Annotated in this window: 16 protein-coding genes; 15 read left to right on the top strand and 1 reads right to left on the bottom strand. The window is 68.7% G+C overall.

The window, feature by feature from the left end; translation table 11 throughout:
• Window positions 1–28 precede the first annotated feature (28 nt).
• The 3 genes from FZN60_RS23390 (at window position 29) to FZN60_RS23380 (ending at window position 2,073) form a co-directional block, all read left to right on the top strand.
• Window positions 29–271: a hypothetical protein gene (locus FZN60_RS23390; RefSeq protein WP_158875928.1), complete on the top strand. Its 243-nt coding sequence runs from the start codon at window positions 29–31 to the stop codon at window positions 269–271.
• Between the two features lie 187 nt (window positions 272–458).
• Window positions 459–1,061, top strand: a complete 603-nt coding sequence (locus tag FZN60_RS23385; protein WP_158875927.1) for a transglutaminase-like cysteine peptidase — start codon at window positions 459–461, stop codon at window positions 1,059–1,061.
• 259 nt (window positions 1,062–1,320) lie between these two features.
• Window positions 1,321–2,073, top strand: coding sequence for a L,D-transpeptidase (locus FZN60_RS23380; RefSeq protein WP_158875926.1), 753 nt, complete (start codon window positions 1,321–1,323; stop codon window positions 2,071–2,073).
• A gap of 175 nt (window positions 2,074–2,248) precedes the next feature.
• Here the strand turns inward: FZN60_RS23380 and FZN60_RS23375 are convergent, their stop codons facing one another.
• Complete coding sequence (locus tag FZN60_RS23375; protein ID WP_158875925.1) at window positions 2,249–2,653, bottom strand: MerR family transcriptional regulator; 405 nt, start codon at window positions 2,651–2,653, stop codon at window positions 2,249–2,251.
• 68 nt (window positions 2,654–2,721) lie between these two features.
• On the opposite strand from FZN60_RS23375, the gene FZN60_RS23370 reads away from it, so the two are divergent.
• From FZN60_RS23370 to FZN60_RS23315, 12 genes are all read left to right on the top strand, one after another.
• The gene (locus tag FZN60_RS23370) at window positions 2,722–3,564 is read left to right on the top strand and encodes a heavy-metal-associated domain-containing protein (protein ID WP_246727102.1); all 843 of its coding nucleotides are present in this window, start codon (window positions 2,722–2,724) and stop codon (window positions 3,562–3,564) included.
• Window positions 3,561–4,052 carry a signal peptidase II gene (gene lspA, locus FZN60_RS23365; protein WP_158875924.1) on the top strand — a complete coding sequence of 164 codons (492 nt, stop codon included), beginning with the start codon at window positions 3,561–3,563 and terminating at the stop codon, window positions 4,050–4,052. The genes FZN60_RS23370 and lspA overlap by 4 nt, the downstream gene beginning before the upstream one ends.
• Window positions 4,053–4,335: 283 nt before the next feature.
• A complete protein-coding gene (locus FZN60_RS23360) occupies window positions 4,336–6,921 on the top strand; it encodes a heavy metal translocating P-type ATPase (RefSeq protein WP_158875923.1) in 2,586 nt (861 codons plus the stop codon).
• Window positions 6,918–7,520, top strand: a complete 603-nt coding sequence (locus FZN60_RS23355; protein ID WP_158875922.1) for a methyltransferase family protein — start codon at window positions 6,918–6,920, stop codon at window positions 7,518–7,520. Before FZN60_RS23360 ends, FZN60_RS23355 begins: the two co-directional genes overlap by 4 nt.
• Window positions 7,517–8,002 (top strand): DUF411 domain-containing protein, encoded by a 486-nt coding sequence (locus FZN60_RS23350; RefSeq protein WP_246727100.1) that lies wholly within the window; start codon window positions 7,517–7,519, stop codon window positions 8,000–8,002. Before FZN60_RS23355 ends, FZN60_RS23350 begins: the two co-directional genes overlap by 4 nt.
• Entirely contained in the window at window positions 7,999–8,481 is a 483-nt protein-coding gene (locus tag FZN60_RS23345) for a copper chaperone PCu(A)C (RefSeq protein ID WP_158875921.1), read from the top strand. The genes FZN60_RS23350 and FZN60_RS23345 overlap by 4 nt, the downstream gene beginning before the upstream one ends.
• The gene (locus FZN60_RS23340) at window positions 8,478–9,098 is read left to right on the top strand and encodes an SCO family protein (RefSeq protein ID WP_158875920.1); all 621 of its coding nucleotides are present in this window, start codon (window positions 8,478–8,480) and stop codon (window positions 9,096–9,098) included. Before FZN60_RS23345 ends, FZN60_RS23340 begins: the two co-directional genes overlap by 4 nt.
• Before the next feature lie 42 nt (window positions 9,099–9,140).
• A complete protein-coding gene (locus FZN60_RS23335) occupies window positions 9,141–9,725 on the top strand; it encodes a hypothetical protein (protein ID WP_158875919.1) in 585 nt (194 codons plus the stop codon).
• 23 nt (window positions 9,726–9,748) lie between these two features.
• A complete protein-coding gene (locus FZN60_RS23330; protein WP_158875918.1) occupies window positions 9,749–10,468 on the top strand; it encodes a heparan-alpha-glucosaminide N-acetyltransferase in 720 nt (239 codons plus the stop codon).
• Window positions 10,469–10,499: 31 nt separating this feature from the next.
• Complete coding sequence (locus FZN60_RS23325; protein WP_158875917.1) at window positions 10,500–11,240, top strand: DsbA family protein; 741 nt, start codon at window positions 10,500–10,502, stop codon at window positions 11,238–11,240.
• Between the two features lie 28 nt (window positions 11,241–11,268).
• Window positions 11,269–12,246 carry a cation diffusion facilitator family transporter gene (locus FZN60_RS23320; protein WP_158875916.1) on the top strand — a complete coding sequence of 326 codons (978 nt, stop codon included), beginning with the start codon at window positions 11,269–11,271 and terminating at the stop codon, window positions 12,244–12,246.
• A 114-nt stretch (window positions 12,247–12,360) separates the two neighbouring features.
• Window positions 12,361–13,374 (top strand): L,D-transpeptidase family protein, encoded by a 1,014-nt coding sequence (locus FZN60_RS23315; RefSeq protein ID WP_369413070.1) that lies wholly within the window; start codon window positions 12,361–12,363, stop codon window positions 13,372–13,374.
• Window positions 13,375–13,579 lie beyond the last annotated feature (205 nt).

Below are 13,579 nucleotides of genomic sequence, written 5' to 3'. Positions count from 1 at the left end.
CCGATCGAGATTCGAGCGGAGACGTCCCATGCGCAAGACCCTGCACGCCTTGGCCATCGGCCTCGTCACCGTCGTGTACGCGTTCCTCGGGCTCCTTCTGGGTGTCTGCACGGGTTTCCTCGTCCTCAAGATCGTCCAGATCGGCTTCGCCCCGCCGGACCACGTCATGGTGGTGCTCCAGTGGTTGGTCCTCGGCTGGTCGGTATTCGTCGCCGTCGGGGGAGCCGTGGCCTACCTCCGCTCGTCCAGAGGCGAACGGTTCGTGACCTGAGGTCGCGGAAGACGGTCCGACGCGACGCCGGCGCGGTCGCAGCCTCGAGAACCGGCATCCGAGAACCGTGTGGGTATTAACCATCGTCCGAATCGGACCCTTCACCGAAGATCTTCGCCGACGTTAAGCTTTCGTTAACCAGCCGCCCGAGCGCGGCCGGTCGTGATCGCGGCGGGGCGAGGGGCGGATGATGCGGAACGTCGGGCGGGCCCTCGGTGCAATGGTGCTCACGGTCTGCGGCGTGATCTCCGCTCCACCGGCGCAGGCCGGCACGCCGATGCCGACGGCGGGGCCCACGTCACAGCCGGTGGGCCACCACGACTTCTGCGGCCGCGAGCCTGCGCGTTGCCGAGCCAACGACGTCCGAGCCGTGGTGAAGCTCACGCCGGCGGTCTGGCAGACCTTGCAGCGCGTGAACTACCTCGCCAACGTCCGCATCGAGCCGCGCACCGACGAGGAGATGCACGGGGTGCCGGAGCTGTGGTCGTATCCGACCATCGAAGGCGACTGCGAGGACTACGTCCTCTACAAGCAGCGGGAACTGGAGAACGGAGGCCTGCCCGCGTCCGCCCTGCTCGTCACCGTCGTCCGGCAGCCGAACGGCGACGGGCACGCCGTGCTGACGGTGCGCACGAACCAGGGCGACTTCATCCTCGACAATCTCGACGACCGGGTGCTGGCCTGGGACGTCACCCCCTACACCTACCTGAAGCGACAGTCTCAGGCCCATGCCGGGCGCTGGGTCACGGTCGAGGACGTCCGCGACCTGCTCGTCGGCAGCGTGAGGTGAGGCGGACCCTTCACGCGCCGCCTGACGAAGGCGTGATCGGCACGTGCTTGATCCTCTAGCCGGTCGAGGATGTACGAAGCCGGCCCCGCCTATGGGGCAGGAACGGGCGATCGAACGGAAAACGGGGGTTTCGGAGCCATCTTCGGACGCGGATCGCGATGGGACGAACTCCCTCGGCCGGCCGACGATGAACCGGACGTCCACCATGTTCGAATAACCCGGCTCCTGATCGTCGTCGCGTGTCAGGAGTCTCCATACCATGCCGTCGAAGAGCGCCCGGCGCGCCGCTTTCCTCTTGGCCCTGCCGTTTCTCGGAGCCTGCTCGACGATCTCCCGGGACGTCGACGTCCTGGCGGTCTCGGTGCAGCCCGCCCCGCAGCCGCCCGTCGATCCACGGATCCTCGCCTATTACGGTCAAGTCGACGACGGCGCCTTCGTCATCCCGGCCATCGATCCGAAGATCGTCTCGCAGCGAAACATCCGGCAGGTCGTCGACTTCCCGACCCCCGAGCCCGTCGGCACGGTCGTCGTCGATCCGTACAACCACCATCTCTACCTCGTCATGGAAGGCGGGCAGGCGATGCGCTACGGCATCGGCGTCGGCAAGGCCGGCTTCGCTTTCGCCGGCACGGCGACGGTCGCCCGCAAGGCCTCCTGGCCGCGCTGGACGCCGACGCAGAACATGCTGAAGCGCGAGCCGGAACGGTTCGGTCCGCATGCCGGCGGTGTCGAAGGCGGTCTCGGCAACCCGCTCGGAGCCCGCGCCCTCTACCTCTACCGCGACGGTCGCGACACGCTCTACCGCATCCACGGGACGAACGAGCCCTGGACCATCGGCACATCGGTCTCGTCGGGCTGCATCCGCATGTTCAACCAGGACGCCATCGACATCGAGCAGCGTGTGCCGGTCGGATCCCGCGTCGTGGTGCTCGACGCGCCTTACGGATCACGGGCCATCGCCGGCATCGGATCCGACGCTCGTCCGCCGGTCGCATCGGCGACCGACGTCTGACGGAGCGTCCACGTCGTCCGCGAAGGCGACGAGTGGGGGCTCCTTCGTTCGGGCGTGTCCGGAGGTGACCGGGCTCGTCCTCACCATCCGACAGGCAGCATCGCGGACGGCGACGACCCGCCGTCCGCGTGTCGCGCCGGCCCGGGTGTCGACACCCGCACCGACGACCGATCCGTCACCTCGTCCGCGTCTCGCCTGCCGCGAGGGCTTCGATGACCCGGCACTCGGACACTCTCCCCCGACCACATTCGGCCACCATGCGCGACAGTTCCCCCCGTAGGCGGAGAAGGCGTGCGATCCGGCTCTCGACCGCGTCGAGCTGGTCCTGGGCAATCCGGCTCGCGCTCTCGCAGGACGCCTCCGGTCGTTCCTGCAAGGCCAGGAGCGCTCGTATGCTCGACAGGTCGAAGCCAAGCTCGCGGGCATGGCGGACGAAGCCCAGACGACGTGCGTCCGCTTCGTCGTACCTGCGACGACCGTTGGCCTGACGGGCAGGCTGGGGAAGTATCCCGACCCGCTCGTAGTAGCGGATCGTCTCGACGTGGACGCCCGACCGCTTCGAAAGGTCCCCGATCTGCATTTCAGCCTTGCTCCTGTAGCCGCTACAGGTCGTACCATGTCCAGCATGACAGACCGAACATCCACCACATGACGGCCGCCGCCGACATCCGCTACCACGTCACCGGCATGGACTGCCCGTCGTGTGCGGCCAAGATCGAAGAGGCCACGCGAAGGGTCGAGGGCGTCGTCGACGTCAAGGTTTCGCTCGCCTCGCAGACCATGTCGCTCGCGGTCGACGATCCATCGGCGCGGCTCCCCGCCGTCGAACAGGCGGTCACGAGCCTCGGGTATCGGCTGGCTCGCGTCGAGGGGCGGCAAGGCGACGACGAGACCCCCGACCTTTCCCATGTCACGCCCGCCTACAGGCGTGCCCTCTGGATCGTGGTCTTCCTCAACGTGGGCTACGGCATGGTGGAGATCGCCGGCAGCCTCCTCGCCGGGTCGCAGGCGCTGCAAGCCGACGCGCTCGACTTCGTCGGCGACGGTGCGATCTCCTTCCTGGGGCTGATCGCCATCGGCTGGGGGCTCGCGGCTCGTGCCAGGGCGGCGTTGCTGCAAGGCGTGTTCCTCGGTCTCCTCGGCCTCGGAGTGATCGGCTCGACGTTCTACCGGGTCTTCGTGGACCACGAGCCGCAGACCCTCCTGATGGGCGGCTTCGCGCTCGCGGCTTGCGCCGTCAACGTCGCCGCCGCGTCGGTTCTGATCCCGCATCGCGAAGGCGACGCCAACATGCGTGCGGTCTGGCTGTTCTCGCGCAACGACGCCCTCGGAAATCTCGCCGTCGTCCTTGCCGCCGTCGCCGTCTGGTGGCTCCAAAGCCCCTGGCCGGATCTGGTCGTCGCCTTCGTGGTGGCGAGCCTGTTCCTGCATGGAGCCTGGTCGATCGTCCACGATGCGCGACAGGATCTCGCACGGGCGAGGCGCGCTTGAAGACCCTTTCGTGCACGATCGTCGTACTGGCCGGCGCGGCGCTCGACCTGGCCTTGAAGGCGTGGGCGCGAGCCGGTCTCGAACCTTACGGCCCCTCGACCGACTTCCTGCCGTTCCTTTCCCTGCGTCTGACCTTCAACGAGGGCATCTCGTTCAGCCTGTTCTCGGCCGACCATGGAACGGGCAGGCTGGCCCTGCTCGCGGTCACGGGACTGCTGACGACAGCGTTGGCGGCCTGGGCCTACCGGATGCCGCATGGGGGCGCCCGTGCCGCGCTCTCGCTTGCGATCGCCGGAGCTTCGGCCAATCTCGTCGACCGAGCCGCCAATGGCGCGGTGACCGACTACCTCGATCTCCACTTCGGGGATTGGCATCCGTTCGTCTTCAATCTGGCCGACGTATACATCACCGTCGGCGCCGTGCTTTTCCTGTTCTCGAGGCGGTCCGGCGGCCCCGGGGCTCCCAGGCCCGGCGACGCGATTTCGTGACCGCGTCCGGTCGACCGGCCGGTCCGCGTCGTCCGATCGGTCATGCCGGTCGGTGCGCGTCGGCGGATCGGGACGCGAACCACCATCTGTCCCCTTCGTCGGGACGCGCCGACCGACGAGAGGCCTGCCGGGGTCGGAGCTACGTCCGTCATGCGCCACATCGGGCGTCGTGACGGCGTCCGGGAGGCCGCTGGAACGATCGCGAACCCGTGATCGATTATTCGCTTGCTCCTCTAGCCGCTCGAGGATGTAGCGAGAACGGCGACACACGAGGATCCGTCCCATGAGCGCTACTCTCGATCGTTCCCGCTACAGCGTCGCCGACATGGATTGCGCGTCCTGCGCATCCAAGATCGACAAGGCCGTGCGCGGGCTACCAGGCGTCGAGGACGTGTCCGTCTCCGTTTCCACCGGATCGATGACGGTGATGCACGGGGCGGCGTTCGACGAAGAAGCTATGACCTCGCGGGTCCGCGCCCTCGGTCACGTCGTCCGACCGATCCCGCAGCCGACCCGGGCGACGCACGACGGCGACGGGGACGGGGACGGCTCCGCGCATGTCCATGGTTCCGGTCGCGACGCAGGTCACCACCACGGACACGAACACGACCACGCCGAGGGCGGACCCGACGGCGTCGGTGCGCCGACGGGACCGACGCGTTCCCGCTACCGCGTCGGCGGCATGGACTGCGCCTCCTGCGCGGCGAAGGTCGACACGGCCGTCCGCAGGCTGCCGGGTGTCGAGGACGTTTCGGTCTCGGCCTCGACCGAGACGATGACCGTCGTCCACGGACCCGATCTCGATCCCGTCGCCCTGGAACGACAGGTCAGGAACCTCGGCTACGGCTTCGCGCCGGCACCGCAGAGGCCGACCGGCGGCCGGGCTGCGACGGGGCCGAGGGGACCGACTTCCGAGACGCACGGGTACGCGGGGCACGATCGTCCGGGCGGCATCCAGGATGCCGCGTCCTCCGGACACCTGCATTCCCATGCGGAGGAGGCGGGCGGCGCCGCCTGGTGGAAGACCCGCAAGGCCCGCCTGACCGCCGCCTGCGGCGTCGCGCTCGTCGCCGCATACCTGGTCGGGCATCTCTTCCCGCAGGTCGAGGAGCTTGCATTCCTCCTCGCCCTCGCGGTCGGCCTCGTGCCGGTGGGATGGCGGGCGATCACGGCGGCGCGTTACGGCACGCCCTTCTCGATCGAGACGCTTATGACCATCGCCGCGGTCGGCGCCGTCGTCATCGGCGCGCAGGAGGAGGCGGCCGCCGTCGTCTTCCTGTTCCTCGTCGGCGAGATGCTGGAAGGTGTCGCCGCCGGCCGTGCGCGCCGGAGCATCCAGGGCCTCACCTCGCTCGTGCCGAAGACGGCCCTCGTCGAGGCGGACGGCGAGACACGCGAGGTCCCCGCCGAGAGCCTTGCCGTGGGAGTCACGATCCTCGTGCGTCCGGGCGACCGGATCGCCGCCGACGGCACGATCGTCGAGGGCTCCGGCGCCGTCGACGAGGCGCCGGTGACGGGCGAGAGCGTGCCGAAGCGCAAGGCGAGCGGCGACTCGGTCTTCGCCGGCACGATCAACACCGACGGCGTCCTGCGCGTGAAGGTGACGGCGGCCGCGGCCGACAACACCATCGCCCGGGTCGTGCGCCTCGTGGAGGAGGCGCAGGAGGCGAAGTCGCCGACGGAACGCTTCATCGACCGCTTCTCCAAGGTCTACACCCCCGCCGTCCTCGTGGTCGGCGCGCTCGTGGCCGTCGTGCCGCCGCTCCTGTTCGGCGGAGCCTGGGGCGAGTGGGTCTACAAAGGGCTGGCGATCCTTCTCATCGGCTGCCCCTGCGCACTCGTGATTTCGACGCCGGCCGCCATCGCGGCGGGTCTCTCGGCCGGCGCCCGGCGCGGGCTCCTGATGAAGGGCGGCGTCGTCCTCGAAGGCCTCAGCCGGATCACCGCCGTCGCGCTCGACAAGACCGGTACGATCACCGAGGGCAAGCCCAAGGTGACGGACGTCGTGGCCGCGGGCCGGTCCGAGCGCGACGTGCTCTCCATGGCCGCCGCCCTCGAACGTGGATCGAGCCACCCGCTCGCGCTCGCGATCCTCGACAGGGCCAAGGCGGATGGTGCGCCCGTGCCGCCTGCCTTCGACGCGCAGGCGATCGCGGGCGAGGGCGTGTCGGGCAGCGTCGGCGGGTTGAAGGCCTTCCTCGGATCGCCCCAGGCGGTGGCGCGTCGGACATCCATCGCCGATTTCGAGCCGCGGATCTCGATCTTGAACGACGAAGGCAAGACGGTGTCGATCCTTCTCGCCGGCGAAGGGGTGGCAGGGCTCCTCGCCATCCGCGACGAGCCGCGGGCCGACGCCGCCGCCGGGCTCTCCGCCCTCAAGGAGGACGGCATCCACGCCGTGATGCTGACCGGCGACAACCGCCGCACCGCGCAGGCCATCGCCGGCAGCCTCGGGATCGAGGCCCAGGCCGAACTCCTGCCGCAGGACAAGCAGCGGATCGTGAAGGAGCTGCAGGGTCGTGGCTTCGTCGTCGCGAAGGTCGGCGACGGCATCAACGACGCGCCGGCACTGGCTGCGGCCGACGTCGGCATCGCCATGGGCGGAGGTACGGACGTCGCGTTGGAAACGGCGGACGCGGCGGTGCTCCACGGCCGGATGCGCGACGTCCCCGACATGATCGCGCTCGCCAAGAGCACGATGGGCAACATCCGCCAGAACATCACCATCGCGCTCGGGCTGAAGGCCGTGTTCCTCGTGACGACCGTGATCGGCGTCACCGGCCTCTGGCCCGCGATCCTCGCCGACACCGGCGCGACGGTCCTCGTCACCGCCAACGCCATGCGGCTCCTCGGGTGGAAGCCGCGATGACCGGACCGATCGACCTCGTTCTCATCTACGCTCCCCTGGTCATCCTCGGGACGACGTGCCTCTGGCTCCTGGTCGCGACGCGCCGCACCTCCGCCGCCATCGGTCGGAACGCTTACGGTTTCGGTGGAACGCCCCGCCAGCGCCTCGCACAGATCCTGTTCCGGCTTGCGGTCGCCGGTGGCCTCGCGGCCGTCGCGTGCCACGCGGCAGGTTTGTCGTGGTTCGCGGTCCGGCCGCTCGACGGAGAGACGCTGGGGCTCCAGCTCGTCGGCGTCGTGGTGGCTCTCGCGGGGCAGGGGCTGACGATCTACGCGCAAGGCGACATGGGACGCCGCTGGCGCGTCGGCGTCCCGGACGTGGCGCCCGACCGGCTGGTGACGACGGGGCTCTTCGAGTTCTCGCGCAATCCCGTCTTCCTCGGGATGCTGGCGATGGCGGCGGGGCTCGCCGTCGCGGTGCCGTCGCCGCTGATGATCGCCTGCGCCCTGGCATTCTGGGTGGCCTGCGAACTTCAGGTACGCGACGAGGAGATCTTCCTCGAGAGCGCCTTCGGCCAGGACTACCGCGACTACAAGCACGCCGTGAGGCGCTGGATATGACATTTGGAAAGGACGCGACGATGATCGGCAAGCTCGGGGCCACGACGGTGGCCATCCTCCTGTCGGGCTCCGTCATGGCGGCCGCCGCCGAGCGGGTGGAGGTGTTCTCGACGTCCGGCTGCGGCTGCTGCATCGGCTGGATCCGACATCTCGAGGAGGCCGGCTTCGAGGTGACGAACGAGAACCTCGCCATGGCCGACCTCTACGCGAAGAAGACCGGCGCCGGTCTGAAGCCGGGTCAGACCTCGTGCCACACGGGCTTCGTCGGCGGCTACGTCGTCGAAGGTCATGTTCCCGCCACGCAGGTGAAACGCCTGCTCGCCGAGAAGCCGGACGCGGTCGGAATCACCGTGCCCGACATGCCGGCCGGCTCTCCCGGAATGGGAGAGAGCGACGAGCCCTACGAGGTGCTGCTCGTGGCCCGGGATGGCTCGACCTCGGTGTTCGCGCGTTATCCGCTCGCCGAGGATGCATCCCGATGAGGGTCGCCTTCGCCGTGACGGTGTCTCTCTGCCTGACGGCGGCGGCATCCGCGCACGACTTCAAGGTCGGCGACCTCGTCGTTGCCCATCCCTGGTTGCGGGCGACGCCGCCAGGGGCGAAGATCGGGGCCGGCTACGTCGCCGTCACGAACACCGGCACGGAGCCCGACCGGCTGATCGGCGGCTCGACCGCCGTGTCACAGGGTTTCGAGCTGCACGAGTCGCAGGTGACCGACGGCGTGGCGCGCATGCGGCCGCTCGAGGAGGGTCTCGAGATCGCGCCCGGCCAGACCGTCACGCTCGCACCCGGCGGTACCCACGCCATGCTGACCGGCTTGTCCGCGCCCATCCGCCAGGGGGAGCCGTTCAAGGGAACCCTGGTGTTCGAGAAGGCCGGCCCCGTCGAGGTCGAGTTCGCCGTGGAAGGCTTCGGTGCGGCTCCCGAGCCGGAGGGTGACCACGGAGGACATGGCGGATGACGCTGCGCACGATCCGCCGCGTCGCCTGGCTCGGCGTCGCGGTCCTCTGCCTGGTGGTCGGCGTCGTCGCCGGAACGAGCATCCTCCAGGCCACGAAGCCGGAGCCGGACCTTCTCGCGACGTCGACCCGGGCCATCGCGATCGGCAGCGAGTTCTCGCTCGTCGATCCGGAAGGGCGCATCCGGACGTGGAGCGAGTTCCGCGGCCGTCCGGTCGCGCTCTTCTTCGGCTTCACGAACTGTCCCGATATCTGCCCGACTACGCTCGGTGAGCTGTCCGTCCATCTGGCGGGCCTCGGATCGCGGGGGGACGAGCTGTCGGTGGTCCTGATCTCGGCCGATCCCGCCCGCGACACGCCCCAGGCGCTCGCCGCCTACCTGCAGTCCTTCGATCCCCGCATCGTGGGGCTGACCGGCAGCGAGGAGGCCGTCGCGAAGACGTTCTCGGACTTCAACGCCTTCCGCAAGGTCGTGCCGCTGGAAGGGGGCGACTACACCGTCGACCACACGGCGGGCGTCTTCCTCTTCGACCGCGAGGGCGGCTTCGCCGGAACGCTCGACCTTCACGAAAGCCAGGAGGTCCAGCGTGCCAAGCTCGAACGCCTGCTCGACGCCTGAACCCTGCGCACGACGCACGATCACCACCAGGATGCACCGCCCATGAAGCGCCTCTCTCTTCGCTCGTCCCTTGTCGTTCTGTCCCTGACGCTTCTCGCGGGCTGTGCGACATCCGGATCCGACGAAGCCGCCACGGCCTATGCGGAGGCGACGCGGCCCGTCTCCGCGTTGATGGGAGACCAGGCGTCGAGCGACCTCTACTACATCGAGTTCCGCGCCCGTTCGGCGGAAAGCTACGGCCACACCTTCGCGATGTTCGGAAAGCGCGACAGGGCCGGCAACATCCTGACCCGGGAAGTCGCGGGCCTGCACCCGGCGTCCACCAGCGACGTGCCGTACGTCCTCGGTCATCTCGTCCCCGTGCCCTCCGAAACCGGGCCGAGCGACGGCGACCTGGAGGACCAGTACATGACCGCGAACTGGCGGATCGACCTGGACAAGGCCCAGTACGACGACACGATCGCCTACATCCGTCAGCTCCAGGCCAACTCTCCGGTCTGGCACGCGGTCTGGGCGAACTGCTCGGGCTTCGTCGGCAAGATCGCCCGCCACATGGGGTACCGGGCGCCGAGCCCGATGCTGTTCCCCGAGAACTACATCAACACCCTCAAGGAGATGAACACCTGAGACCGGCGGGCGGGGAGGGTGCGGTGACGACGTCGCGACTCGTTTCGGTGGACGCCCTGCGCGGTCTCGCGATCCTCGGCGTCGTCGCCTATCACCTCGTGTGGAACCTCGCCTTCTTCGGCCTGGTGCCCGAAGAGTGGGCCATCGGTACGTCCGTGATCGTCGTCGCCCGCCTGGGCGCCGGGCTCTTCCTGTTCCTCGTCGGGGTCGGCCTCGTGCTGGCCCACGGCGAGCGTGTCCGACCTAAGGCGTTCGCCATCCGCCTCGTTGCCATCATCGCCGCCGCCGTCTCGATCTCCGTCGTGACATACGTCCTCTTCCCCGACAGGTTCATCTACTTCGGCATCCTGCACTGCATCGCTGCCGCCTCGCTCGTCGGCATCGTCTTCGTGCGCCTGCCCTCCGGGGCGGCCCTGCTCGGATCCCTCGTGCTGGGAGTAACGCCGTTCCTCGTTTCGACCGAAGCGTTCGACACGAGGACGCTCGCGTGGACCGGCTTCGCCGAGACGGCTCCGTCCTCGCACGACTTCTTCCCCTTGCTGCCTTGGGCCGGCGTGACGCTCGCCGGAGTGGGCATCGCCTCGTCACTCCGAGGACGAAGTGCCCGCGCCCGCTCTGCCAAGCCTCCCGGCCCGACGATCCGCGCTCTGGCTTGGGCCGGGCGTCGGACGCTGGCCATCTACCTCCTGCACCAGCCGATCCTCTTCGGCGCGGTCGCCGCCGCGGCCCGCCTGGCGCGCTGATCCTCACCTCAACCGTCGACGGAGCCACCCCATGCGCAACTTGCCATCCTTCCGCATCGCCCGGTCCTCGTTCGCGACCGGGGCGGTCCTCCTCGTCGTCGGCAGTCTCGGCGGATTTTCGGACTCCGACATCCGGGCGGCCGCCGAAGGGACGACCGCGCCCACCGTGGCCGGGGATGGCCGTCCTCCGGTCGTCGCGCCCGAGCCCGAAGGCTCGGTCGACGTCGCCAAGCTGATGCAGCCGCACGGCGTCGAGGATCGCGTCGTCGGCGACCCGGATGCTCCGGTCACCATCGTCGAGTACGCCTCGATGACCTGCGACCACTGCGCCCGGTTCCACAACGAGTCCCTTCCGACGATCAAGCGCGACTACATCGACACCGGCAAGGTGAAGATGATCATCCGCGAGTTCCCGTTCGATCCGGTCGCGCTCGCCGCCTTCATGCTCGCCCGGTGCGCGCCGAACGACAACCGCGAGAAGATGATCGAGGTGCTGTTCTCTCAGGGCGAGACCTGGGCACACGCGGACAATCCCTCCGAGAAGCTTCTCGGCATCTCCAAGCTCGCGGGCTTCACGGACGAGTCGTTCAAGGCGTGCCTGTCCGACAAGGAGATGCAGAAACGGATCGTGGAGACCAAGGAGCGCGGGCAGTTCACGTTCGGCGTCGACTCGACGCCCACCTTCTTCATCCAGGGCGACAAGTACCGCGGCGCACTGCCTGCCGGCGAGATGGCCGCGGTGCTCGACAAGTACGTCGCCGCGGCCGACTGAGGCGGCTGGAAGAGGGAAGGACGCAATCATGGCCGGTCATCGTCACGATCACGGAGCCGGAGCAGGCGACCGGCGCGTCCTCTGGGCCGTCGTCGTCAACGTTCTCCTCACCTTCGCCCAGATCGTCGGCGGCGTCGTCTCGGGTAGCCTGTCGCTGATCGCCGACGCGATCCACAACTTCAGCGACGCGGCCTCTCTGATCATCGCCTTCGGAGCACGCCGGATCGCCCGTCGACCGGCGGACGAGACGATGACCTTCGGCTACGTGCGTGCGGAGATCGTCGCGGCGCTCATCAACTACACGACGCTGATCGTCATCGGCCTCTACCTCGTCTACGAGGCCGTCATGCGGTTCTTCGAGCCCCAGGAGATCGCTGGCTGGACGGTCGTGGTGGTCGCGGGCATAGCCCTCGTCGTCGACGTCGTGACGGCCATCCTGACATACGCCTTGTCGAAGGAGAGCATGAACATCCGGGCTGCCTTCCTCCACAACGTGGCTGACGCGCTCGGGTCCGTCGGCGTGATCGTCGCCGGCTCGCTGATCCTTCTCTTCGGCTGGCAGTGGATCGATCCGGTCGTCACGCTGATGATCGCCGGATACATCCTGTGGCAGGCCTTCTCGGAGATCGGCGGTTCGATCCGGATGCTCATGCTCGGTACGCCTCATGGCGTCGACGTGACCCGCCTCGCCGAGCGGATGAGGACCATCGAAGGGGTCGAGAGCATCCACCACGTCCACGTCTTCGCCATCGACGAGGAGACGACGGCGGTGGAGGCACATGTCGTCTCGTCGGCCACGACCGGCCCCGCGGCTGCGGCGGTCCGGAGCGGGATCCGCGCTCTTGCGCGGGAGGAGTTCGGCATCGCGCACGCCACGCTGGAGCTGGAAGAACCGGATGACGCCTGTTCCGGACCTGCCGCCGGGATCCTCGCTCACGGCGCGCACGACCCATCCGACACGTCGCCGGAACGGTTTGTCACGCGGACGCCGTCCTCCCATGCTTAACGGCTTCTTGACGAGGTCGGACGTATCCTCGGGGGAAGGTGCGCGATCCGCGTGCGGCTCCGTTCCCGCCGCGATCCTCGACGCTCGCCATCGACAGCCTATGGAAGACCAGACGTGCTGCGAAGACTGAAGTCCGCCCTCTCGGCCGTCGCCCTGACCCTGGTGCTCGGCGGCTGCGTCAACGTCATGGACGATGTCCTCGATCCGGCGCCGCACCTCCAGCCGATCCCGGCGGCGCTCATGGCGCAGATGCGGGCCAAAGGCATGACGCCGTCGAGTCCGATCCTGGTGCGCGTCTTCAAGCAGGAAAGCGAGTTGGAGGTCTGGAAGCAGGCGGCCGGCGGCCGCTACGAGCTGCTGAAGACCTATCCGATGTGCCGCTGGTCGGGAAAGCTCGGACCCAAGGTCAAGGAGGGCGACCGGCAGGCGCCGGAAGGCTTCTACACGGTGACGGCCGGCCTCCTGAACCCGAAGTCCCAGTACTACCTGTCCTTCAACCTCGGCTATCCGAACCGCTTGGAGCGGGCACTCGGGCACACCGGCGATTCGCTGATGGTGCACGGCGCCTGCGCCTCCGTCGGCTGCTTCGCCATGACGGACGAGGCGATGGGCGAGATCTACGCCCTGGCGCGGGACGCGCTGGCGGGCGAGAAGAAGTCCTTCCAGGTGCAGGCCTTCCCGTTCCGGATGACACCGGAGAACATGGCGCGCTACCGCTCCGACCCGAACATCGCGTTCTGGCGGAACCTGAAGGAAGGCTACGACGCGTTCCGCATCCGGCGCCAGGAGCCGAAGATCTCCTCCTGCGGACGGCGCTACGTCTTCGACGTGCCCGACGAGATCGCCAAGACGCTCGACCCGCTGGCGGAATGCCCGCCCTCGGTGACGGGCGGGACACCCGATCTTCTCGCCGTCAGCGCGGCCGACGAGGAAGCCGTGAAGGCGATCCTGTCGACCCGCCAGCCCTCGAAACCCGTCGCCTACGTCGACGGCGGCATGCATCCGAGCTACCTCCAGACCCTGCGCAAGCTCGGTCCCGAAGGCCTCGCCCGGGCCTCCTCCATGAAACGCGTCCCGATCAGTCGCCCGGACGTGCTTCTCGGGGCCGCTTCGTCTGACGCTCGCTGAAGCGCCGAAGCGCGCCTTCAAGTCCGACCGTCGACGATCGGAATGGCTTCGAAGGGAGCATGGCGTCCCGATCGTCGTCCGCATCCCGAGGATCGGAACGCAGGACCGTCGCGCTTGACGTACGGAACAACTCGTTTGGACGAGACGGTCCACCTCGACAGCCGTAATCGGCTGGCCGATACCTGCGGGATGGCGGCGGTGTCCG

This window comes from Antarcticirhabdus aurantiaca, from assembly GCF_009765365.1.
Lineage (GTDB): Bacteria > Pseudomonadota > Alphaproteobacteria > Rhizobiales > Rhizobiaceae > Antarcticirhabdus > Antarcticirhabdus aurantiaca.
The sequence above is the reverse complement of the archived record's forward strand: the minus strand, read 5'-3'. Positions and strand labels throughout refer to the sequence as shown.